Source organism: Pseudomonas lundensis, assembly GCF_002269125.1.
GTDB classification, from domain to species: domain Bacteria; phylum Pseudomonadota; class Gammaproteobacteria; order Pseudomonadales; family Pseudomonadaceae; genus Aquipseudomonas; species Aquipseudomonas lundensis_A.
Window position 1 is genome coordinate 14,528 of record NZ_NQKI01000011.1, and the last position, 22,653, is coordinate 37,180.

General features: G+C 58.2%; 18 protein-coding genes. 15 read left to right on the forward strand and 3 right to left on the reverse strand.

The features are described 5' to 3' along the window. Positions 1 to 30: 30 nt before the first annotated feature. Positions 31 to 906, reverse strand: coding sequence for a heme/hemin ABC transporter substrate-binding protein (locus CJF39_RS09145; protein WP_094993124.1), 876 nt, complete (start codon positions 904 to 906; stop codon positions 31 to 33). A 174-nt stretch (positions 907 to 1,080) separates the two neighbouring features. On the opposite strand from CJF39_RS09145, the gene CJF39_RS09150 reads away from it, so the two are divergent. After that, positions 1,081 to 1,419 (forward strand): Rieske (2Fe-2S) protein, encoded by a 339-nt coding sequence (locus CJF39_RS09150; RefSeq protein ID WP_094993125.1) that lies wholly within the window; start codon positions 1,081 to 1,083, stop codon positions 1,417 to 1,419. On the opposite strand, the gene sfsA is transcribed toward CJF39_RS09150, so the two are convergent. Both sfsA and CJF39_RS09160 read right to left on the reverse strand, forming a co-directional pair. After that, a complete protein-coding gene (gene sfsA / locus CJF39_RS09155; RefSeq protein ID WP_094993126.1) occupies positions 1,402 to 2,109 on the reverse strand; it encodes a DNA/RNA nuclease SfsA in 708 nt (235 codons plus the stop codon). The genes CJF39_RS09150 and sfsA overlap by 18 nt on opposite strands. After that, positions 2,109 to 3,281: a pyridoxal phosphate-dependent aminotransferase gene (locus CJF39_RS09160; RefSeq protein WP_094993127.1), complete on the reverse strand. Its 1,173-nt coding sequence runs from the start codon at positions 3,279 to 3,281 to the stop codon at positions 2,109 to 2,111. The genes sfsA and CJF39_RS09160 overlap by 1 nt, the downstream gene beginning before the upstream one ends. Before the next feature lie 322 nt (positions 3,282 to 3,603). On the opposite strand from CJF39_RS09160, the gene dksA reads away from it, so the two are divergent. The 14 genes from dksA (at position 3,604) to CJF39_RS09230 (ending at position 22,577) form a co-directional block, all read left to right on the forward strand. Continuing rightward, positions 3,604 to 4,047 (forward strand): RNA polymerase-binding protein DksA, encoded by a 444-nt coding sequence (gene dksA, locus CJF39_RS09165; protein ID WP_047278406.1) that lies wholly within the window; start codon positions 3,604 to 3,606, stop codon positions 4,045 to 4,047. 165 nt (positions 4,048 to 4,212) lie between these two features. After that, on the forward strand, positions 4,213 to 5,109 hold the full coding sequence (gene gluQRS / locus CJF39_RS09170; RefSeq protein ID WP_094993128.1) for a tRNA glutamyl-Q(34) synthetase GluQRS: 897 nt from the start codon (positions 4,213 to 4,215) through the stop codon (positions 5,107 to 5,109). Positions 5,110 to 5,188: 79 nt separating this feature from the next. After that, positions 5,189 to 5,365, forward strand: a complete 177-nt coding sequence (locus CJF39_RS09175) for a hypothetical protein (protein ID WP_047277492.1) — start codon at positions 5,189 to 5,191, stop codon at positions 5,363 to 5,365. Continuing rightward, on the forward strand, positions 5,349 to 8,303 hold the full coding sequence (locus CJF39_RS09180) for a sensor histidine kinase (protein WP_169965388.1): 2,955 nt from the start codon (positions 5,349 to 5,351) through the stop codon (positions 8,301 to 8,303). Before CJF39_RS09175 ends, CJF39_RS09180 begins: the two co-directional genes overlap by 17 nt. A gap of 22 nt (positions 8,304 to 8,325) precedes the next feature. Next, positions 8,326 to 9,759 (forward strand): sigma-54-dependent transcriptional regulator, encoded by a 1,434-nt coding sequence (locus CJF39_RS09185; RefSeq protein WP_094993130.1) that lies wholly within the window; start codon positions 8,326 to 8,328, stop codon positions 9,757 to 9,759. A gap of 731 nt (positions 9,760 to 10,490) precedes the next feature. Further along, entirely contained in the window at positions 10,491 to 11,885 is a 1,395-nt protein-coding gene (locus CJF39_RS09190) for a polynucleotide adenylyltransferase PcnB (RefSeq protein ID WP_094993131.1), read from the forward strand. Positions 11,886 to 11,888: 3 nt separating this feature from the next. Further along, positions 11,889 to 12,389, forward strand: coding sequence for a 2-amino-4-hydroxy-6-hydroxymethyldihydropteridine diphosphokinase (gene folK, locus CJF39_RS09195; RefSeq protein WP_094993132.1), 501 nt, complete (start codon positions 11,889 to 11,891; stop codon positions 12,387 to 12,389). 204 nt (positions 12,390 to 12,593) lie between these two features. Beyond that, positions 12,594 to 13,394 (forward strand): 3-methyl-2-oxobutanoate hydroxymethyltransferase, encoded by an 801-nt coding sequence (panB, locus tag CJF39_RS09200; RefSeq protein ID WP_094993133.1) that lies wholly within the window; start codon positions 12,594 to 12,596, stop codon positions 13,392 to 13,394. Beyond that, positions 13,391 to 14,251, forward strand: coding sequence for a pantoate--beta-alanine ligase (gene panC, locus CJF39_RS09205; protein WP_094993134.1), 861 nt, complete (start codon positions 13,391 to 13,393; stop codon positions 14,249 to 14,251). The genes panB and panC overlap by 4 nt, the downstream gene beginning before the upstream one ends. 256 nt (positions 14,252 to 14,507) lie before the next feature. After that, the gene (gene pgi / locus CJF39_RS09210) at positions 14,508 to 16,172 is read left to right on the forward strand and encodes a glucose-6-phosphate isomerase (protein ID WP_094993135.1); all 1,665 of its coding nucleotides are present in this window, start codon (positions 14,508 to 14,510) and stop codon (positions 16,170 to 16,172) included. Positions 16,173 to 16,219: 47 nt separating this feature from the next. Further along, the gene (locus tag CJF39_RS09215; protein ID WP_094993136.1) at positions 16,220 to 17,092 is read left to right on the forward strand and encodes an oxygenase MpaB family protein; all 873 of its coding nucleotides are present in this window, start codon (positions 16,220 to 16,222) and stop codon (positions 17,090 to 17,092) included. Positions 17,093 to 17,240: 148 nt separating this feature from the next. Then, positions 17,241 to 18,422 (forward strand): acetyl-CoA C-acetyltransferase, encoded by a 1,182-nt coding sequence (locus tag CJF39_RS09220; RefSeq protein WP_094993137.1) that lies wholly within the window; start codon positions 17,241 to 17,243, stop codon positions 18,420 to 18,422. 102 nt (positions 18,423 to 18,524) lie between these two features. Continuing rightward, positions 18,525 to 19,538: a class I SAM-dependent rRNA methyltransferase gene (locus tag CJF39_RS09225; RefSeq protein WP_094993138.1), complete on the forward strand. Its 1,014-nt coding sequence runs from the start codon at positions 18,525 to 18,527 to the stop codon at positions 19,536 to 19,538. A gap of 111 nt (positions 19,539 to 19,649) precedes the next feature. Further along, positions 19,650 to 22,577: a DUF748 domain-containing protein gene (locus CJF39_RS09230; protein WP_094993139.1), complete on the forward strand. Its 2,928-nt coding sequence runs from the start codon at positions 19,650 to 19,652 to the stop codon at positions 22,575 to 22,577. Positions 22,578 to 22,653: the final 76 nt, after the last annotated feature.

Below are 22,653 nucleotides of genomic sequence, written 5' to 3' on the forward strand. Positions count from 1 at the left end.
TAAACAAAGCACGGGGTTTTACCAGCGTTTTCATTGAGTGCCCGCAGCCTCGGGGTAGAACTCAGCCGTGAGCTGCTTGAGACGCTCCGGCAACCGTGGTCCCAGCCCGCCAACCAGCAGGGTCGGGTCCACTTCATAGACCTGACCTGCTTTGACTGCACGAATCGATGCCAGCACCGGGTTTTCTTTCAACAGTGCGGCGCGGGCGGCCTCACCGCTCAGGCTGCGATCAGCAAATACCAGAACCTGCGGGTTCAAGCCCGCCAATGCCTCAACCGAAAACGGTTTGTAGCCCGAATGTGTGGCAAGATTTCGTCCGCCGGCCTGCTGGATCAGCCAGTCCGCAGCCGTTTCTTTACCCGCAATCATCGGCTTGCCACCCGCATGCCCCAGTAACAAAAGAACGCCCGGCACCTTGTGCGTTGCTTGTATTTGCTTGACCTGAACACGCTGGCGATCCATTTGCTGCTTAAAACGGTCAAAAACGCCCTTGGCGTTCACGTCATCCCCAAGTAACTGCCCTAAATGCAAAAGCGTCGCCTGCAGCGTCGCCAGATCAGCCTGTGCCGAGAACAGTTCAACCGGCACTCCAGCCCCCTGAATCTGCTTTAAGACCTCCGCTGGCCCCATCTCTTGCGTACCAATCAACACATCAGGCTTGAGGCTCAAGATGCCCTCGGCCGAGAGTTGACGCTGATAGCCGATACTGGGCAGGGATTTAAGTGATTCAGGATGTTGGCTAGTGGTATCGACCCCAACCAATTTAGACTCCGCCCCCAGCGCACTGACCCATTCAGAGAGCGCCCCTCCGGCACTGACCCAACGTTGTGGCAATTCGGCAGCCGAGCTGACGTGACTGACCAAAAGGCCCGCAAAGAGCGTAATCAGGCGGAGTCTCAAGCGCATACAGAGGCGTTCCTTAGTAAGTGGGTCGGCGGGAACCGTAACATCCAGCACCGTGTACACAGCGCATCGCGGAGCAGCCAGCTATTTGATAATTGTTTGCATTTGCACGTCAACCTATTAACACCCTGCCACCTGCGTCATCAACGCGAGTATCAGCAGCCATTAAGGAATGCCATGAAGTGGTTATGCCCATCTGAGGACCTGAAGGAAGGCAACAGTCGCGGCTTTCAAATAGACGAATCAGACCTGCTTGTCGTGCGACGTGAGGGCCGGGTCTATGCCTACAAGAACCGCTGCCCGCACCGGGGTGTCCGGCTGGAATGGCAGCCCGACCGGTTTCTCGACGACAGCGCCAGCCTGATTAAATGCGCCACCCACGCGGCCCTATTTTTGATCGAGTCCGGCGAGTGCGTTGCCGGGCCTTGCGCCGGGCAATTCCTGACTCGCCTTGACTGCCATGAAGACAGCCAAGGCATCTGGCTACGCATTGGAACGTCAGAGGATGACCTCTAAACGGCGGTCCACTACCACAGCAGTCGATGCCAGGTGTACGCCATACGCCAACACCTGTACGCCCGCAGCGACCGCTTCTTTTAAAGCTGCGGCATAGCCGGGATCAATCTCCGCGGCCGGCCTTACGGCATCAATACCGGTGAGATTGACGCAATACAGCTGCACCGCACGTACGCCGTCGCGGGCCAAACTCGCAAGTTCTCGTAAGTGTTTGGCGCCGCGTTGCGTCACCGCATCGGGAAAGGCAGCAATGGGCGAGTCGTCAAACCCCAGCGTCACACTTTTGACTTCAATAAAGGCAAACCCGTCGGGGTACTCCAGTCGAAAATCAATCCGGCTGTTTTCCTGACCATAAGCCACCTCACGTTTGAGCGCCGTGAAGCCATTGAGCTCAGTGATAACCCCTGCCAGCAAGGCTTCTTCGATCAGACGATTGGCGCGGCCAGTGTTGACGCAAGCCAGCCGACCTTGCGGGGTTTCACTGATCTCCCACGTCCCCGGCAACTTGCGCTTGGGGTCATTGGAACGACTGAACCAAACCTGTCCGCCTTCGACCATGCAATTGAGCATGGACCCGGTGTTCGGGCAGTGAATGGTCATCAGCTCGCCACTGACTGTTTCGATGTCGGCCAAAAACCGTTTATAGCGTTTGATCAAACGCCCTTCTTCCAGTGCGGGTGAAAACTGCATCAGCGATTCCAGCTCTGCAGACCACGGGCAATGCGTCCTACCGCTTCCTGCAAACGCGGCAGGTTTTGCGTGTAGGCAAAGCGCACGTGATGCCCGGCTTGAAAGCGGCCGAAATCAAGACCCGGCGTGAAGGCAACATGCTCGGTTTCAAGGAAGTGCTGGCAAAAGGCGAAGGCATCGCCGCCAAACGCGCTGATGTCGGCATACAGATAAAACGCCCCTTCTGGCTCGACCGCGATCCCGAATCCCAGCTCGCGTAAAGCAGGCAGCAAGAAGTCGCGACGGCGGCCGAACTCGGCGCGGCGCGTTTCGAGAATGGTCAGTGTTTCGGGCTCGAAGCACGCCAGCGCGGCATATTGCGCCATGCTCGGGGCGCTGATGTAGAGGTTTTGCGCCAGCTTTTCGAGATCCGCGACAGCTTCCTGCGGCGCCACCAGCCAACCCAGACGCCAGCCGGTCATGCCGAAGTATTTGGAAAAACTGTTGAGTACAAACGCGCTGTCATCCACTTCCAGCACGCTTGGCGCATCGCAGCCATACGTCAGGCCGTGATAAATCTCATCCACCACCAGATGCCCGTTACGTGCCTTGATGGCGGCCGACAGTGAGGCCAGTTCGTCACGGCTCAACAGGGTGCCTGTCGGGTTGGCAGGCGAAGCCACCAGTGCACCGACACTGTCCTGATCCCAATAGCGATCCACCAGGTCAGCGGTCAGTTGGTAGCGCACATCTGGCCCCACCGGAACCAACTGTGCAGCGCCTTCCACCAGTCGCAGGAAGTGTCTGTTACAGGGGTAGCCCGGATCGGCAAGTAGCCAGTGTTTCCCCGGATCGACCAGTAGGCTTGTGGCTAAAAGCAGTGCACCGGAACCGCCGGGAGTAATCAGAATGCGAGAAGGATCAATGCTCAGCCCGTAGCGTTGTCGATAAAAGCCTGAAATGGCTTCTCGCAGCTCGGGCAGCCCGCGGGCAGCGGTATAGCGGGTTTTGCCGGCGGCCAGCGCCGCCTGCCCGGCCGCGATAATAGGCTCGGCAGTGGTGAAGTCAGGCTCACCGATCTCCAGATGAATCACATCGTGGCCCGCAGCTTGCAATTCGTTGGCACGCGCCAACAACGCCATGACGTGGAACGGTTCGATTGCGCGACTGCGCGCACTGTAAGACTGAGCCATGAGCCTGCCTTCCTGGGTGAGCAAAAGGCCGATTCTACCGAAGCCCATGCAGGAGAGAGAGTTAATTAAGGTCTGAGCACTCATGCCGGTAGAACCAAACGGCGCAAGCCCCGGTCATAGCTCGACTAAAATTAATATTCAGCCATTAATCTCAAGCACTACAGGCTTTGTACACAACCACCGGCCACAGGCCAGACAACAGGGAGTAGCGCGGCCCGATTTGATCTGGTAAGTTCGGCCGCTTGCAGCCGCAGGGCCGGCAGGTGTCGGTGATGTTGCAATCCTGCGCAATGGATTAGAAGAATGAGAGGCGGTCCATTTCATGCCCACAGAAGCAAAGCAACAGAATACTCAAACGCTTAGCGGCTTCGAGCCCTACGTTGAAAAGAAGGGTGAAGAGTACATGGGCGAGCCCATGCGCAAACACTTCACCAAGATTCTGCAAAAGTGGAAACAGGACTTGATGCAGGAAGTTGACCGCACCGTTGATCACATGAAAGACGAAGCGGCAAACTTTCCTGACCCGGCCGACCGCGCTAGCCAGGAAGAAGAATTCAGCCTGGAACTGCGTGCCCGCGACCGCGAGCGCAAGCTGATCAAGAAAATCGACAAGACGCTGCAATTGATCGAAGACGAAGAATACGGCTGGTGCGAGTCCTGCGGTGTCGAGATCGGTATTCGCCGTCTTGAGGCCCGCCCAACCGCCGACATGTGCGTAGACTGCAAAACCTTGGCTGAAATCAAGGAAAAACAAGTCGGCAAGTAATCACCGGCTTGACCAGATGGGGCGTGCTAACGCCCCATTTTCGTTTCTGAAATCAGGTCACGCGGCCTGTCGCCACTCAAGCTGCGACAAGGTCCGGACGGCCTGACAACACGAGCATGGCTGCTCACCCACGCAGCTTGCGCCCGCGGTCACAGGATCCATGCCATGACGGCTGTTTCAACCCCCTCGTACATCGGACGCTTCGCCCCTACTCCCAGCGGCCATTTGCACTTCGGCTCTCTGGTGGCGGCCCTTGCTTCTTATCTGGACGCCCGCTCGGTCGGTGGCCGCTGGCTGTTGCGCATGGAAGATCTTGATCCCCCGCGCGAGATGCCCGGCGCGCAGGCCGCGATTGTGGATGCGCTGGAGCGCTATGGCTTTGAGTGGGACGGGGAGTGGATCCGCCAGAGTGATCGACATGACGCCTACGCGCAGGTTGTGGATCGTTTGTTCAGTCAAGGCCTGGCCTATGCCTGTACCTGCTCGCGCAAACAGCTTGAAGGCTATAACGGGGTCTATCCCGGGTTTTGCCGCAACGCCGGTCACGCCATGGAAAACGCCGCCATACGCGTGCGGGTGCCCGAGCTGGAATACACCTTCACTGACCGTGTTCAGGGCGAGTACCGGCAGCACCTGGGCCGCGACGTAGGGGATTTCATCATCCGGCGCCGGGACGGGCTCTACGCCTATCAGTTGGCTGTGGTTCTCGATGATGCCGCCCAGGGTGTAACTGATATCGTGCGCGGCGCCGATTTGCTGGACTCCACGCCGCGCCAGCTTTACTTGCAAGAGTTACTGGGCCTGTCGCAACTGCGCTACTTACATGTGCCTCTGATCGTGCAGCCCGATGGCCATAAACTCGGCAAATCCTATCGTTCGCCACCGCTGACGCCCGAACAAGCCACGCCTTTGCTACTACGCGCCCTGCGCACGCTGGGCCAACCGACTGACGACAGCCTTGAACACGCGAGTCCGCGCGAGGTTCTAGACTGGGGAATAGCGCACTGGGACGCCGGGCTGATACCGCGCGTGCACACGCTGCAAGAAGCGCATTTACGCTGACAGCCCTTGCAGGTTGCCAGCCATCCGTTACCATCGCCGCACGTTTTTTGGGGCATGCGGCCCATAAAGTGAGGGCGGGATGTACATCTATCGATTGGTCCTGTTGCTGGTTGTCGGGATCTACCTGTTTTCCCCCGCCATCATGGATTGGTGGATCAACGCGACGGGCGCCTGGTACCGGCCTTATCTGCTCTGGCTGATTCTGATCGTGGTGACCTTTATTCTTCAGAGCCAAAAAGATGCCGATGAGCTTTAGCCTGACCCAGATGGTGCTCGTCAGCGCCGCTTACCTGTTGGTGCTGTTTGGTGTGGCGTGGATCAGCGAACGGGGCATGATCCCGCGTGCGATCATCCGTCACCCGCTGACCTACACCCTGTCACTGGGCGTTTACGCCAGCGCATGGGCCTTTTACGGCACCGTTGGCCTGGCCTACGAATACGGCTACGGTTTTCTCTCCAGTTACCTCGGGGTTTCGGGAGCCTTTCTACTGGCCCCGGTGCTGCTTTACCCGATCCTGAAGATCACTCGCACCTACCAGCTTTCTTCCCTTGCCGACTTGTTTGCGTTTCGCTTCCGCAGCACGTGGGCGGGCGCCTTGACCACGATCTTCATGCTGATCGGCGTGTTACCGCTGCTGGCCTTGCAGATCCAGGCCGTGGCGGACTCCATCAGCATTCTCACCCGCGAGCCCGTGCAACACCGTGTGGCCCTCAGCTTCTGCGCCATGATCACGCTGTTCACCATTTTCTTTGGCTCACGGCATATTGCGACCCGCGAGAAACATGAAGGACTGGTGTTCGCCATTGCCTTCGAATCCGTGATCAAGCTGGCCGCTATTGGTGGCGTGGGCCTTTACGCGCTGTACGGCGTCTTCGACGGGCCGCAACAGCTCGAAGTGTGGTTGCAACAAAATCAGACGGCGCTTGCCTCGTTGCACACACCGCTTCAAGAAGGGCCGTGGCGCACATTATTACTGGTGTTTTTTGCCTCAGCCATCGTGATGCCGCACATGTATCACATGACCTTCACTGAAAACCTCAACCCGCGGGCTCTGGTCAGCGCCAGTTGGGGCCTGCCGCTGTTCTTGCTGCTGATGAGCCTCGCTGTGCCGCTGATTCTGTGGGCCGGGCTTAAACTTGGCGCCACCACCAACCCGGAATACTTCACGCTCGGAATCGGGATCGCGGCCAACAGTAAGTCCCTGGCCTTGCTGGCGTATATCGGTGGGCTGTCGGCGTCTAGCGGGCTCATCATCGTGACCACGCTGGCACTGTCAGGCATGGCCTTGAACCATCTGGTATTGCCGCTTTATCAGCCACCGGCCGAAGGCAATATTTACCGCTGGCTGAAGTGGACCCGCCGCGCACTGATCGTTGCCATCATCATGGCCGGCTATGGCTTTTACCTGCTGCTGGGCGCCGAGCAGGATCTGGCTAACCTGGGCATCGTGGCGTTCGTGGCCACGCTGCAATTTCTGCCGGGCGTGCTCTCCGTGCTGTACTGGCCTACCGCCAATCGCCGAGGCTTCATTGCCGGTTTGCTGGCCGGGATCGTGGTGTGGATGATCAGCATGCTGTTTCCACTGATCGGCAACTTCCAGGGTTTCTACATCCCGTGGCTGGACATGATTTACGTGCTGGATGACACCAGTTGGCACATGGCAGCCATCGCGTCGCTGGCGGCCAACGTCCTGATGTTCACCCTGATTTCCCTGTTCACCAATGCCAGCACTGAAGAAGCCAGCGCTGCGGAAGCCTGCGCGGTGGACAATGTGCGTCGCCCGCAACGACGTGAACTGCACGCCGCCTCACCGCAAGAGTTCGCCACGCAACTGGCCAAACCCTTGGGGGCCAAGGCCGCGCAAAAGGAAGTCGAGCAAGCCTTGCGCGACCTCTACCTGCCCTTCGATGAACGCCGACCATACGCCCTGCGCCGCCTGCGCGATCGCATCGAAGCCAACCTCTCGGGCCTGATGGGCCCCAGTGTCGCCCAAGACATGGTTGAAACCTTTTTGCCCTACAAGTCTGGTGGCGAAAACTACGTCACCGAAGACATCCACTTCATCGAAAGCCGGCTTGAGGACTACCACTCCCGCCTGACGGGGCTGGCAGCCGAACTTGATGCCCTGCGACGCTACCACCGCCAGACCCTGCAGGAACTTCCCATGGGCGTGTGCTCACTGGCCAAGGATCAAGAGATCCTGATGTGGAACAAAGCCATGGAAGAATTGACAGGCATCCCGGCGCAACGGGTCGTGGGCTCACGCCTCAACACCCTGGGTGATCCGTGGCGCCAGCTGTTGCAAGGGTTTATCGAGCTGCCGGATGAACATTTGCACAAACAGCATCTGGCCCTGGACGGTCAGACGCGCTGGTTGAACCTGCACAAGGCCGCCATTGATGAGCCCTTGGCGCCCGGCAACAGTGGCCTCGTGCTGCTGGTGGAAGACCTGACCGAAACCCAGATGCTCGAAGACAAACTGGTCCACTCCGAGCGACTGGCCAGCATCGGTCGTCTTGCCGCTGGCGTGGCTCATGAGATCGGCAACCCGGTGACCGGCATTGCGTGTCTGGCGCAAAACCTGCGCGAAGAACGCGAAGACGACAGCGAGCTGACGGAAATCAGCAGCCAAATTCTCGAACAGACCAAACGCATCTCGCGCATCGTGCAGTCCTTGATGAGTTTTGCCCACGCGGGCAGCCATCAACACAATGACGAACCTGTCTGTCTGGCCGAAGTCGCACAGGATGCCATCGGTCTGTTGGCCCTCAACCGTCGCAACTTTGAAGTGCAGTTTTATAACCTGTGCGACCCCGATCATTGGGTCGACGGTGATCCGCAGCGGCTGGCGCAAGTACTGATCAATTTGCTGTCCAACGCCCGTGACGCCTGCCCGGCCGGGAGTGCAGTACGGGTCAAGACGGAAGCCAGCGAGCACACCGTCGACTTGATCGTCGAGGACGAAGGCTCAGGTATTCCGAAGAACATCATGGACCGCCTGTTCGAACCTTTCTTCACCACCAAGGACCCCGGCGAAGGCACCGGTCTGGGCCTTGCACTGGTCTATTCCATCGTTGAAGAGCATTATGGACAAATCACCATCGACAGCCCGGCTGACATTCAAAGCCAGCGCGGAACCCGTATCCGGGTGACACTACCACGCCATGTCGAAGCGACGTCCGCTGTGAACTGAGACCGTCGAGAGAACCGAATCAATGCCGCATATTTTGATCGTCGAAGACGAAACCATCATCCGCTCCGCGTTGCGCCGCTTGCTGGAGCGTAATCAGTACCAGGTCAGCGAAGCGGGCTCGGTGCAGGAAGCGCAAGAGCGTTTCAGCATTCCCTCGTTCGACCTGATTGTCAGCGACCTGCGCCTGCCAGGTGCTCCGGGCACCGAGCTGATCAAGCTCGGAGAAGGCAAACCGGTGCTGATCATGACCAGTTACGCCAGCCTGCGCTCGGCCGTCGACTCGATGAAAATGGGCGCGGTCGATTACATCGCCAAACCCTTCGATCACGACGAAATGCTGCAAGCCGTCGCGCGCATTTTGCGTGATCGTCAGAACGCCGAAAGCCAATCTGCCGAACGCCCGGCCAAAGCTGCCGCTGCCGACAAAAATGCTGTGGATAACAGCAACGGCGAAATCGGCATCATTGGCTCCTGCCCGCCCATGCAAGATCTGTACAGCAAGATCCGCAAAGTGGCGCCCACGGACTCCAACGTACTGATTCAAGGTGAATCGGGTACGGGTAAAGAACTGGTCGCCCGTGCCCTGCATAATTTGTCCAAACGCGCCAAGGCACCGATGATCTCGGTTAACTGTGCGGCGATTCCTGAATCTCTCATCGAGTCGGAACTGTTCGGCCACGAAAAAGGTGCCTTCACTGGCGCCAGCGCGGGCCGGGCCGGTTTGGTCGAGGCCGCGGATGGCGGCACCCTGTTCCTCGACGAAATCGGTGAGCTCCCCCTCGAAGCTCAGGCGCGTTTGCTGCGCGTGCTTCAGGAAGGCGAAATCCGCCGCGTTGGCTCAGTGCAATCGCAAAAGGTCGATGTGCGCCTGATTGCCGCGACTCACCGCGACCTTAAAAGCCTCGCCAAGATCGGCCAGTTCCGCGAAGACTTGTACTACCGCCTGCACGTGATTGCACTTAAGTTGCCCGCGCTGCGAGAGCGCGGCGCAGACGTCAACGAAATTGCCCACGCGTTCCTGGCCCGCCAAAGCGCTCGCGCGGGCCGCACAGACCTGAGATTTGGGCCGGATGCTGAACAAGCCATTCGACATTATTCCTGGCCAGGTAACGTGCGTGAACTGGAAAACGCCGTAGAGCGTGCGGTGATTCTGTGTGAGAGCCCGGAGATTTCCGCCGACTTGCTGGGCATCGATATCGAACTGGGTGATCTACAAGACGACGATTTTATGGGGCTTGCCCCACAACAGGGCATCAGCAGCGGTAACACCAGCCTGGATCCGACAGAAGATTTGTCGCTGGAAGACTATTTCCAGCACTTCGTGCTTGAGCACCAGGACCACATGACTGAAACCGAGCTGGCTCGCAAACTGGGTGTCAGCCGCAAGTGCCTATGGGAACGCCGCCAGCGCCTGGGTATCCCTCGCAGAAAAACAGGGGTTGCGAGTGAGGGGTAACGCTTCAGGTAACACTGAAGCTTGTGAAAAAACTGTTACCTCTCGCTAAACACGTAACAAAAGCCGGGTCTTACGGTAACGAAGGCCCGGCTTTTTTTTGGCCTTAAACTCGTCAAACCTGTGAAATAGCCCGTTTTTATTGGGCCTGACAAAAGTTGGCACGACACCTGCTATATGTATTCGTACAAGAACAATAAGAATCACAGCAACACACAATAAAAATAAGACGTATCGGCTCACGCATAACAAAAACAACACGGCGGAGGCGCAGCTAACTGATTCTTTTGGAGAGGTGTTGTCATTGGGGCTTGCCCCACGACTAGGCAGAGAACAACAAAAACTGCACTTAAAGCAGAGCCTGAACTAGTTGGATCACTGATCACATCAACACAGCGACCAAAGCAATCCGTTTGCTCTTATCTCCCGATTGGGAGGGTTACACCGGCAAAACCGGGTAACCAGGGCGATTAACAAAAACAAGAAGCCCGCAACCAATAATAAAAATAGAGCACGCAACTAATTCTGGGGGAGCTTCGGCTCCCCTTGTGGTTCCTGCGATTCAATAAAATCCTTTAACCTCTCTAGCCCGGTATTCTTGCGCAGGTTCAGAGCGCCATGGGCAATCGACAGGTCAAGCGTCCTACACCATCCCCTGACTAAATGCTAGAATCCCCGCCCATCATGCGGTCATTCTTCGTTTTGGCCGAACATTCCTTCAAACAGTGCATCCCATGCTGAAGAAGCTGTTCCAGTCATTCCGTTCTCCCAAGCGTCGTACGCAACAACTGCGCAGCACCCCTGAAGTGCTCAACAGCAGCCAACATTCGCTGCAACGTGCCCAGTTCAGCCGTTACGCGGTCAACATTGTCGAGCGTCTGCAAAACGCCGGTTACCAGGCTTATCTGGTTGGCGGTTGCGTTCGTGACATGTTGCTCAACATCACCCCAAAAGACTTTGACGTCGCCACCAGCGCCACGCCTGAACAAGTGCGTGCGGAATTCCGTAATGCGCGCATCATCGGCCGACGCTTCAAGTTGGTACACATCCACTTTGGTCGCGAGATCATTGAGGTCGCCACTTTCCGCGCTAATCACCCGCAAAATGACGAAGAGGAAGACAGCAACCAGTCCTCGCGTAACGAAAGCGGGCGCATTTTGCGCGACAACGTCTATGGCACGCTGGAAGAAGACGCCCAGCGTCGCGACTTCACGATCAATGCCCTGTATTACGATCCGGTCAGCGAGCGCATTCTCGACTACGCCAATGGTGTACACGACATCCGCAATCGCTTGCTGCGCCTGATCGGCGATCCGCAACAGCGCTATCAGGAAGACCCCGTCCGCATGCTGCGGGCCGTGCGTTTTGCCGCCAAGCTCGACTTCGGCATCGAGAAGCACACAGCGGCGCCGATCCGCGAACTGGCGCCAATGCTGCGTGAAATCCCGTCTGCGCGGCTGTTCGAAGAAGTGCTCAAGCTGTTCCTCTCGGGGAATGCTTCTGACACATTCGAAATGCTGGTTGACCTTGAGTTGTTCGATCCGCTGTTCCCGGCCAGCGCCGAAGCACTGGAACACAACCCAACGTACACCCATACCCTGATCAGCGAAGCCTTGCGCAACACAGACCTGCGGATCAAACAGGGGAAACCGGTGACCCCGGCGTTCCTGTTTGCTGCACTGCTGTGGCCGGCACTGCCCGCGCGGATTCTGCGCCTGCAAGACCAAGGTATGCCGCCTATCCCTGCCATGCAGGAAGCCGCGCACGAACTGATCAGCGAACAGTGCCAACGCATTGCCATTCCGAAACGCTTCACCCTGCCCATTCGCGAGATTTGGGACATGCAGGAGCGCTTGCCGCGTCGTAGCGGTAAACGCGCCGACATGCTGCTCGACAACCCGCGCTTCCGTGCCGGTTACGACTTTTTGCTGTTGCGTGAAAGCGCAGGCGAACAGACGAACGGCCTGGGCGAGTGGTGGACGGAATATCAAGACGCCAACGACAGTGGCCGCCGCGACATGATCCGCGACTTGAGCAACGCCAAGGAGGACGGCGCTGGCCCCGCGCCCCGCAAACGCCGTCGTACAGGCGCCAACAAACGTAAACGCAGCGCAGCTGCTGACGAGTAAGTGATGGACCGCGTCTACATTGGAATGGGCAGCAATCTGGCTGACCCGGCTGAACAACTGCGCAGCGCTGTCGAAGCGCTCGCGCACCTGCCCGACTCCCGCTGGGTCGGGGTGTCAGCCTTCTACCAAAGCGATTCGTTACTGCCGGGCCAACCGCGCTACACAAACGCTGTAGCCGCCATTGAGACTGCGCTGGCGCCGCTTGAGCTGCTCGATACGCTGCAAGCCATCGAAAACGATCAGGGCCGCGAGCGCCTTGAACGTTGGGGCCCGCGTACGCTCGACCTCGACATCCTGTTGTTTGGCGAGCGTCTGATCGACGAGCCCCGCCTCAAGGTCCCGCATTACCACATGCAGGCCCGCCCTTTCGTACTGTATCCGCTCGCCGAGCTGGCCCCCGCATCGTTGGTGCTTGCCGATGGCCGCAGCCTGAAGCAGCTCTTGAACGACTGCCCGTATGTCGGTCTTGAGCGCCTGGTGCCCCCTGCTGAATCGAATCAATAACTGCGGTAACACACCCGCGGTAACACCTCTAATTGACTTCCCGTGTCCTCGTCACGACTATAGGCATCCCGCTGCCGCCTACCCGGCGGCGCCCTGTGAAAAGCCGGCATTCAAAGCACCGCTATAAAGGTGCGCCTGCTTATAACGATGAATCACGCGCGTTGCTCGCAGTGGTTATCGCACTGCCTGACGAGGATCCTTTTCATGCCAGCTATCACCCTGACCACCCTGCAAAGCCTTAAGCAAAAAGGTGAAAAAATCACCATGCTGACGTGCTATGACGCCACCTTCGCGCACGCCTGTAATCAGGCTGGCGTTGAGGTGTTACTGGTGGGCGACTCCCTGGGCATGGTCTTGCAAGGGCATGACAGCACACTGCCAGTTACCAATGATGAGATGGCGTACCACGTGGCCTGTGTCAAACGTGGCAACCAGGACGCCCTGATTCTCGCTGACATGCCGTTCATGGCGAACGCGACCCTTGAACAAAGCTTGAACAACAGCGCCCAACTGATGAAAGCGGGTGCGCACATGGTTAAGGTCGAAGGCGCTGTCTGGTTGGCCGAATCCATTCGCCTGATGACCGAGCGCGGTATTCCGGTGTGCGCGCACATGGGCCTGACGCCGCAAACAGTCAACGTATTGGGCGGTTACAAGGTTCAGGGCCGCAATGAAAACCAGGCGCGCCAGATGCGCGCTGATGCGATCGCCCTTGAGCAAGCGGGCGCCGCCATGCTGCTGCTTGAGTGCGTGCCAAGTGAACTGGCGAAAGAAATCACCCACGCCGTGAAGATCCCGGTTATCGGGATTGGCGCTGGCAGCGACACAGACGGTCAAGTGCTGGTACTGCATGACATGCTCGGCCTGTCCCTCACCGGACGCGTGCCCAAATTCGTGAAGAACTTCATGACAGGGCAACCGGACATCCAATCGGCACTCAGCACTTACGTCACTGAAGTCAAAGCCGTCAGCTTTCCTGGCCCTGAACACGGATTCTCCGCATGAACACTGTTAAAACCGTCCGCGAGCTGCGTGCAGCCGTCGCCCGCGCACGCAGCGAAGGCAAGCAAGTCGGCCTGGTACCGACCATGGGCAACCTGCACAGCGGCCACGCGGCACTGGTGACCAAGGCAGCGCAACAAGTCGATTTCGTGGTCGCGAGTATCTTCGTCAACCCGTTGCAATTCGGTGCCAACGAAGACCTGGACACCTACCCGCGCACGCTCGCTGCCGATCAGGAAAAACTCCTGCAAGCGGGTTGCAACCTGCTATTTGCACCGACTGTTGAAGAAATGTACCCCAACGGCATGACGGGCCTGACCCGCGTAACCGCTGCCGCCCTGAGCAACGAACTGTGCGGCAGCCGTCGTCCGGGGCACTTCGACGGCGTGACCACTGTGGTCAGCAAGCTGTTCAACATGGTTCAGCCCGACCTGGCGATCTTTGGCCAGAAGGACTATCAACAGCTGGCGGTCATCCGGGCGATGGTTCATGACCTGAACATGCCCATTCAAATCATCGGTGAGCCCACGGTGCGCGCCGAAGACGGCCTGGCGCTGTCGTCGCGCAATGGCTACCTGAGTGAGGAACAACGCGCTCTGGCCCCGGCCCTGTATCGCCATCTGTGCGAAATGGCCAATACCATTCAGAACGGCGAACGCAACTATCCAGCCTTGTCGAGCCTGCATGCGGCTCAGCTGGAAGCACTCGGGTTGCGCGTGGACTACCTTGAGGTGCGTCACGCCCTGACGTTGCTGCCAGCGCACGCCAGTGATCGTGACCTGGTGATTCTGGTCGCTGCCTTCCTGGGCACCACCCGCCTGATCGACAACGTGCATTTGAACCTTAATACCGCACTGTAAGCCGCAGGCGCTCCCTGCGTTGCAAGCGCTACAAAACACTGAAACGTTTCACCTGGCGTCACGTAGCGGTGACAAAAGTTACCGTTACGTGTCAGACAAAGCCGAGACAGATGCAGGCACTAGGGTTAATGTGATCGCCCTGCTTGTGTCTGATGCGTTTAAGCAGGCGAACCGAGTTCCTCCCGTCATTAATGTGGAGGTTTCGGTGTATTCAGTGTCCAACAGGCAGTTCAAGCAAAAAAGGATATCCGCAGCGATGGCGTACTACCGCACTCCTCATGACGTTACCGCTCTGCCCGCTTGGCAAGCGTTGAAGCAACACCGCGCAGGCATGCAAAATTTCAGCATGCGCGACGCGTTTAACAGCAACCCCAAACGTTTTGAAGATTTCACCCTGAGCAGCTGCGGGCTGTTCCTGGACTACTCGAAAAACTTGATCACCAACGAAACCCGCTCGCTACTGGTCGATCTGGCCAACGAAGTCGACCTCAAGGGCGCAATCAAATCGTTGTTCTCTGGCGAGATTGTCAACGCCTCTGAAGGCCGGCCGGCTTTACACACGGCGCTGCGCCGCCCAGTGGCCGACAAGCTGATGGTGAATGGTGCGGACATCATGCCCGAGGTGCATAAAGTCCTGAACAAGATGACCGAACTGGTCGGGCGCATACATGAAGGCCTGTGGCGTGGTTATACCGAAAAGCCCATCACCGACATCGTGAATATCGGTATCGGCGGCTCCTTCCTGGGCCCCGAACTGGTGTCTGAAGCGCTGTTGTCCTACGCACAAAAAGGTGTTCGCTGCCATTACCTGGCGAATATCGACGGCAGTGAATTCCACGAGCTTTCGCACAAGATCCGCGCTGAAACCACCCTGTTCATTGTTTCGTCCAAATCTTTCAACACCCTCGAAACCCTGAAGAACGCCCAAGCCTCCCGCGCCTGGTATCTGGCACAAGGCGGCTCTGAGGCCGAACTGCATCGCCACTTCATCGCCGTGTCGAGCAACAACGAGGCGGCAGTCGCGTTCGGGATTCGCGAAGAAAATATTTTCCCGATGTGGGACTGGGTCGGCGGTCGTTATTCGCTGTGGTCGGCTATCGGCTTGCCTATCGCGCTGGCCATCGGTATGTCCAACTTCAAAGAATTGCTGTCCGGCGCCTACAGCATGGACCAGCACTTCCAGACCGCCCCGTTCGAGCAAAACATGCCTGTGCTGATGGCCGCGCTGGGCGTCTGGTACGGCAATTTCTGGGGTGCGCAGAGCCATGCAATCCTGCCGTACGACCACTACCTGCGTAACATCACCAAGCATTTGCAACAATTGGACATGGAATCCAATGGCAAGAGCGTGCGCCAGGACGGCACCCCCGTGTCCACGGACACCGGCCCCGTGATCTGGGGCGGCGTGGGCTGCAATGGTCAGCACGCGTATCACCAGTTATTGCATCAGGGCACACAACTGATTCCGGCCGACTTTATCGTGCCGATTGTCAGCTTCAACCCAGTAGCCGACCACCATCAGTGGCTATATGCCAACTGCCTGTCCCAAAGCCAGGCTCTGATGCTGGGTAAAACCCGTGAAGAGGCCGAGGCCGAACTGCGCGAAAAAGGCATGCCCGAAGACGAGGTGCAAAAGCTCGCACCGCACAAGGTGATCCCGGGCAACCGTCCGAGCAACACCTTGGTGGTCGAACGCATCAGCCCTCGCCGTCTCGGCGCGCTGGTGGCGCTGTACGAGCACAAAGTGTTCGTGCAAAGCGTGATCTGGGGCATCAACGCCTTCGATCAATGGGGCGTAGAGTTAGGCAAAGAGCTGGGCAAGGGCGTCTACTATCGCCTCACCGGCAGCTTGGAAGAGCCGGCCGATGATGCTTCGACCCAAGGCCTGATCAACTACTTCCGCGGTCGCCATCGCGGTTGATTGAGCGCCAGCCAGTCTCCCCGACTGGCTGGCACAACCGAGACAGCATGGAAATCATTCGTCGCCCCATCGAACGCCAAATCATGAGCCTGACCGGGCTTTCACTCGGCCAGCTCGACCTCGAAAACCCAAAAGGCGATCCCGGCCTGTTCGGTCCCGACTCCATCAGTTGGCAAGTGCACGGTGATTTCACCAGCATGCTGATTGGCGGTATCAGCGCGTTGATGCTGCAAGCTTTACACCCGCTGGCACTGGCCGGGGTGTGGGATCATTCCAATTTCAGACAAGACATGCTCGGGCGGCTGCGTCGCACCGGGCAGTTCATTTCCGGCACCACGTTTGGCTCGACCGCAGACGCCAACTGGCTGATCGACAAGGTGCGCACCATTCACCTGCAGGTCACCGGCACCGGCCTCGATGGCCGCCCTTATGTTGCCAGCGACCCCGAGTTGCTGACTTGGGTGCATGTCGCTGAGGTCAGCAATTTTCTGGCCGCACACTTACGCTATCGAAACCCCGATTTATCAGCCGCAGATCAAGACCGGTACTACGACGAAATTGCTGTTGTCGCTGAGCGACTGGGCGCGACTGATGTGCCGCGCTCGCGCCAGCAAATCGCTGATTACCTGCAACAGGTTCGTCCCCAGTTGTTATGTGACGAGCGCAGCCATGAAGTCATTCGCCTGCTGCTCAATGCGCCCTCCCCCAGCGTGCTGGCCAAACCGTTTGGCGCCCTGATGATGCAGGCCGGAATCGATTTGCTACCCGATTGGGCCAGCGATCATCTAGGGCTGTATCAACGTCCTCTGACCCGTACGTTGATTCGCGCCAGCGTCAATCGCACGGCCCCCCTTTTGCGCTGGGCTGTGCGCAATGGCTCAGTACAAAGGGCGCGGCGGCGAATGGGATTAATGAATTAACACCGTTCCCGCGGGCGAGCGCTAAGGGTTGCAGTATAACTTGACCCTTTGCTGCCCTCGGCAGCGACTACACGAGGGAAGGATATTTGTGACACCATGCGCGCCTGATTCCGAGCGACAAACGCCAATAATAAAGAGGATTCGCGCCATGCAAGACGTCGTCATCGTTGCTGCCACTCGCACTGCCGTCGGCAGCTTCCAAGGTTCACTGGCCCACGTCCCCGCAGTTGATCTGGGGGCGGCGGTGATTCGTCAACTGCTTGAGCAGACCGGCCTGGACGGGGCTCAGGTCGATGAAGTCATCATGGGTCAGGTGCTGACCGCAGGCGCCGGTCAGAATCCGGCCCGTCAGGCCGCGATCAAGGCCGGCCTGCCATTTGCAGTGCCTGCGATGACCCTGAACAAGGTCTGCGGCTCTGGTCTCAAGGCGCTGCACCTTGCTGCGCAGGCCATTCGTTGCGGGGATGCTGATGTCATCATTGCCGGTGGTCAGGAGAACATGAGCCTGTCCAACTACATCGTGCCGGGCGCCCGTACCGGACTGCGCATGGGCCACAGTCAAATCGTCGACACCATGATCAGCGACGGCTTGTGGGATGCCTTCAACGATTACCACATGGGTATTACGGCCGAAAACCTGGTCGATAAGTACGGCATCAGCCGCGAAGCTCAAGACGCGTTTGCCGCCGCCTCTCAACTAAAGGCCATCGAAGCCATCGAAACCGGCCGCTTTGTCGATGAGATCACGCCAATTTTGATCCCGCAGCGCAAAGGTGATCCGATTGCCTTTGCCACTGACGAGCAACCCCGCGCGGGGACCACGGAAGAATCGCTGGCAAAACTGCGCCCTGCATTCAAAAAAGACGGTTCTGTCACAGCAGGTAATGCATCCTCACTCAACGACGGCGCAGCAGCCGTGATGTTGATGAGTGCCGAAAAAGCTAAAACCTTGGGTTTGCCTGTGCTGGCAAAAATTGCCGCTTACGCTAACGCAGGGGTGGACCCGGCCATCATGGGCATCGGCCCGGTGAGTGCGACCCAACGCTGCCTGGCCAAAGCTGGCTGGACGCTGGCACAACTGGACTTGATCGAAGCCAACGAAGCCTTCGCCGCGCAAGCCTTGTCGGTCGGTAAAGAACTGGGCTGGGATGCGAGCAAGGTCAACGTAAATGGCGGCGCCATTGCCATTGGTCACCCGATTGGCGCGTCAGGCTGCCGGATACTCGTCACCCTGCTCCACGAAATGCTCAAGCGCGATGTCAAAAAAGGCCTCGCGACCCTGTGTATCGGTGGCGGTCAGGGCGTAGCGTTGGCGATTGAGCGCGCGTAAGAAACGTCGCATCGCAGGAGCGATCCGACTCGCTCCTGCACAAAATCACCTGCGTTGTTCTGTTAAACTCCCGCGCCTTCTCTGTCCCCTAAGGCGCAACGCATGTCTTCCTTGAATCAGGCGCTGCGCGCCGCCCTCGATAACCGTCACGACCTGCTGGCCGAGCTGCACGCTCAGGGCACGGATTGCTATCGCCTGTTCCATGGCAGCCAGGAAGGCGCCGGCGGGCTGACCATCGACCGTTACGGCCCGCAGTTACTGGTGCAAAGCTTCCACCAGCGGCTTGAACGCAATGATTTGCTGCAACTGCATGACGCCATCAATCGTCATTTGGGGCTGGAACTGCTGCTGGTCTACAACGACCGTTCCCAGGGCAATTCCCGTATTGATCGAGAAGACACGGTCTACCGCGCTGACGAGGCTGCTCTTCAGGACATGATTGGCCACGAATGGGGCCTTAACTACAGGGTGCGCGGGCGCCATGCGGGTCAAGACCCGCTGTTGTTTCTCGACCTGCGCAACGCGCGCGGCTGGGTCAAACAGCACAGTGCCGGCAAGCGCGTGCTCAACCTGTTCGCCTACACCTGCGGGGTTGGCCTGAGCGCTGCGGCAGGCGGAGCGAGTGAGGTTTGCAACCTGGATTTCGCAGAAGGCAATCTGGCAGTAGGTCGTGAAAACGGACTGTTGAACCCCGAATTGCCCACCATGACCTTCGTGCAGTCGGACTATTTCGCAGCGATTCGCCAGTTGGCCGGTTTGCCGATTATTCAGCGCCGCCACAAGCTGCCGGCTTACCCGCGCATGGAGCAACGCGAATACGATCTGGTCTTGCTGGACCCGCCCGCGTGGGCCAAAAGTGCTTTTGGCACGGTGGACCTGCTGCGTGACTATCAAAGCCTGCTAAAACCCGCCGTGTTAACCACCGCGCCGGACGGCGTGCTGATTTGCTGCAACAACCTGGCGAAAGTCAACATGGACGACTGGCGTGAAAGCGTGTTGCGTTGTGCCGAAAAAGCGGGACGCCCGGTACGTGACTGGCAGGTGCTGGCTCCGGCCAGCGATTTCCCGTCAATGGACCGCCAACCACCGCTCAAGACGTTGGTTTTGCAGTTCTAAGTCCCTCATCCTGCTCGGTAAAACCCTGATCAAATATAAGGCGATCGTCTCGGAACCAGAATCGCGTGCCATACTCCAAGGCACCTCCGACTGTAATAGACGACGCCTCACATGCCCAAAGGATTGATTCGCGCCATTGGCGCCGTGCTGACTGCCCTCGCACTTTATAGCTTGCTCGGCTTTTTGATCGTACCCGGCATCGGCTTGCGCATCATCAACCAGCAGTTGGCCAACTATGCCACTGTCCCCGCCCGCCTTGATCGCCTTGAGTTCAACCCCTTCAGCCTTGAGTTGACGCTGTGGGGACTCAAGATCGGCGAGCCGGGCAAGGAACAGGTTGGGTTTGAACGTTTGTACACCAATTTGCAGGCGGACAGCCTGTGGACCAAAGCCTTGCACCTTGCCGACGTGCAACTGGACAAGCCCAAGACAGAACTGGTGTTCAGCAAGGAGGGAGCGCTCAATCTGACGCAGCTGTTCAAACTCCCCGCCAGCGAACCGACGCCTCCCGCCCCTGACAGCAAGCCTTTCCCGCTGCGCATAGATCGCATCAAGCTGGCGGACGGCTATCTGCATTTTGCTGACGTGCGGCCTAGCGAGCCGATCGAGTTTTTGTATGACTCGATGAATCTGGAATTGAAGAACCTCAGCACACTCCCCGACGACAATGCTGACATGACCTTGGTCGCAGCAGGACCCGAAGGCGGCCGGATCGACTGGACCGGGACCTTGAGCATCGTGCCGATTGCGTCCGAAGGCACTCTCAAAGTCACCGATGGCAAAATGAAAGTCTGGTGGCCTTACGTCCGTGATGCTTTGCCGCTGGTGCTGGAAGACGGCGTACTCAATTTCAGTACCGACTATAAATTGAACCTGGCTAAAGAAACCGAGATGGTGCTGAGCAATGCCTCGGCCAGTATTGCGCCGTTCAAGCTCAACGCGCCCGACGGCCGCCCATTGGCGCGCCTTGAACGCCTGGATGTCAGTAACACCACGGTCGATCTCGCCAAACAGCAAGTCGTGGTAGGCAAGATCAACAGTAAGAACCTTGAAACCTGGGCTACCCGCGAAGCAGACGGCCAATTGGACTGGCAAAAACTGTTCGCCAGCCAGCCCGCTTCGCGGGCCAAGCCAAAAGCCAACGACCCGGTGACGGTTGAAGCCCCTAAGCCCGGCCCGGTCGCGCCGAGCAAACCCTGGCAAGTGCTGCTTAAGGACGTTGAGCTGCGCGATTATCGCTTACACCTGGCCGACAAAGAGCCCAAAACACCTGTCGCACTTGAAGTCGGCCCGCTGAATCTGAACCTGAAGAATTTCGACAGCCTGAACCAGTCGCCCTTCAACCTGAAGCTCGATACCGGCATCGGCAAACAAGGCAAGCTCACCGCCAGCGGTGACGTGAACCTGAACCCGGTCAGCGCCAAATTGAAGGTCACCACCAAAGACATAGACCTGCGTGTGGCACAGGCTTACATCGACCCGTTTATCCGCCTGGAGCTGCGCAGCGGCATGCTGGACAGCGACCTTGCTGTCGACCTTAAACGCATCGACCCGCTGACCTTCACTGTGCAGGGCAACGTGCAGATAGCTCAGTTACATACCCTCGATACCATGAAAAGCCGCGATTTCCTGAAGTGGCAGCGTCTGGAACTGGAGAAGCTGAACTATCAACACGGCGACAGCCTGTCGATTGCCAAGGTCAACTTTGCGCAGCCGTATGTGCGCTTCATGATCAACGATGATCGCACCACCAACATTGACGACCTGCTGATTCCGCAACCCGCTGGCAGCGCCAGTAAAAGCAACGCCAAGCCCGCTGCTGGCAAAGAGAAGCCCTTGGGCATTCACGTGGGCGGCATCGCAATCAATGACGGCTCGGCTAACTTTGCCGACTTCAGCCTGACCCCTAACTTTGCCACAGCGATTCAGCAGCTAAATGGTCAGATTGGCACCATCGATAGCCGACAGGCCAAACCCGCGAGCGTCAACGTGGCCGGTAAGGTGGACCGCTATGCGCCCGTCACCATTAAGGGCAGCGTCAACCCTTTCGACCCGATGGCGAGTCTGGACATCGCAACCAGCTTCAAACGCGTAGAGCTGACCACGTTAACGCCCTACTCGGGCAAGTTCGCGGGCTATCGCATTCGCAAAGGACGTTTGAATCTGGATTTGCATTACTTGATCACCAAAGGCCAACTCAAGGCCGAAAACAAACTGGTGGTTGAGCAGTTGCAGCTTGGCGAGAAAGTCGACAGCCCTGATGCCGTGGATCTGCCCATTAAACTGGCCATCGCGTTGCTTAAAGACACCGACGGCAAGATCTCCATCGAGCTTCCGGTAACAGGTGACCTGAACAACCCGCAGTTCAGCGTGATGCCGATTGTGTGGCAAACCTTGCGCAATCTTGTGTTACGCGCCGCACAAGCGCCCTTCAAGTTCATTGGCGGGCTGATCAGCGGCGGTGGTGCCGAAGACCTCGGCACGGTGTCCTTCGCGCCAGGCTCCAGCGAGCTGAACGCTGATGCACAGAAGGCTCTGACAACCCTCGCAGCGGCTCTCAAGGAGCGCCCTGCCCTGCGCCTGGAGATTGAAGGCACGGCGGCGCAAAGCAGCGATGGACCTTTCATTGCAAAAGAGCGGCTGGAGCGTGAGTTCCAATACAACTACTACAAAATCTTGCAACGCCGGGGCGACAAAGTGCCTGCGCAAGCGTCACTGCTTAACGTCCCTGATGACGAGAAAGGCCCGTTACTGGAAGGTATTTATCGCACCCGACTCAAACAGCAGCCTCCCGCCGAGTGGGCGAAATTGAGCCGTGATGAACGTGCGCAAAAAATGAGCGATGCGCTGATCGACTTCTGGAGCAAAAGTGAGGTGCTGTTACGTCAGCTGGGGCAGGAGCGCGCCAGCAGCATCAAGGACTTCCTGGTGGACAAAGGCCAGCTGGCTGATGAGCGCGTGTACTTTGTGGACGCTACGCTCGGTCAAGCAGAAAGCGATGGTCGCGTGATTTCACCTCTGCATCTGGACAGTGAATAATCGTTGCTCAGCCATGAAAACAAATGCGAGGCAGGCTTTGAGCGGCTTGCCCGTTGAGCTTGATGGGTGACCAAAC

Excerpts from the sequence above, each read along its gene's own strand:
- CJF39_RS09175 (WP_047277492.1), top strand. The coding sequence starts at position 5,189 with ATGTACATCTATCGATTGGTCCTGTTGCTGGTTGTCGGGATCTACCTG.
- CJF39_RS09180 (WP_169965388.1), top strand. The coding sequence starts at position 5,349 with ATGCCGATGAGCTTTAGCCTGACCCAGATGGTGCTCGTCAGCGCCGCT.
- CJF39_RS09145 (WP_094993124.1), bottom strand. The coding sequence starts at position 906 with ATGCGCTTGAGACTCCGCCTGATTACGCTCTTTGCGGGCCTTTTGGTC.
- gluQRS (WP_094993128.1), top strand. The coding sequence starts at position 4,213 with ATGACGGCTGTTTCAACCCCCTCGTACATCGGACGCTTCGCCCCTACT.
- CJF39_RS09150 (WP_094993125.1), top strand. The coding sequence starts at position 1,081 with ATGAAGTGGTTATGCCCATCTGAGGACCTGAAGGAAGGCAACAGTCGC.
- dksA (WP_047278406.1), top strand. The coding sequence starts at position 3,604 with ATGCCCACAGAAGCAAAGCAACAGAATACTCAAACGCTTAGCGGCTTC.
- CJF39_RS09160 (WP_094993127.1), bottom strand. The coding sequence starts at position 3,281 with ATGGCTCAGTCTTACAGTGCGCGCAGTCGCGCAATCGAACCGTTCCAC.
- CJF39_RS09230 (WP_094993139.1), top strand. The coding sequence starts at position 19,650 with ATGCCCAAAGGATTGATTCGCGCCATTGGCGCCGTGCTGACTGCCCTC.
- panC (WP_094993134.1), top strand. The coding sequence starts at position 13,391 with ATGAACACTGTTAAAACCGTCCGCGAGCTGCGTGCAGCCGTCGCCCGC.
- panB (WP_094993133.1), top strand. The coding sequence starts at position 12,594 with ATGCCAGCTATCACCCTGACCACCCTGCAAAGCCTTAAGCAAAAAGGT.
- sfsA (WP_094993126.1), bottom strand. The coding sequence starts at position 2,109 with ATGCAGTTTTCACCCGCACTGGAAGAAGGGCGTTTGATCAAACGCTAT.
- CJF39_RS09225 (WP_094993138.1), top strand. The coding sequence starts at position 18,525 with ATGTCTTCCTTGAATCAGGCGCTGCGCGCCGCCCTCGATAACCGTCAC.
- pgi (WP_094993135.1), top strand. The coding sequence starts at position 14,508 with ATGGCGTACTACCGCACTCCTCATGACGTTACCGCTCTGCCCGCTTGG.
- CJF39_RS09185 (WP_094993130.1), top strand. The coding sequence starts at position 8,326 with ATGCCGCATATTTTGATCGTCGAAGACGAAACCATCATCCGCTCCGCG.
- CJF39_RS09215 (WP_094993136.1), top strand. The coding sequence starts at position 16,220 with ATGGAAATCATTCGTCGCCCCATCGAACGCCAAATCATGAGCCTGACC.
- CJF39_RS09220 (WP_094993137.1), top strand. The coding sequence starts at position 17,241 with ATGCAAGACGTCGTCATCGTTGCTGCCACTCGCACTGCCGTCGGCAGC.
- folK (WP_094993132.1), top strand. The coding sequence starts at position 11,889 with ATGGACCGCGTCTACATTGGAATGGGCAGCAATCTGGCTGACCCGGCT.
- CJF39_RS09190 (WP_094993131.1), top strand. The coding sequence starts at position 10,491 with ATGCTGAAGAAGCTGTTCCAGTCATTCCGTTCTCCCAAGCGTCGTACG.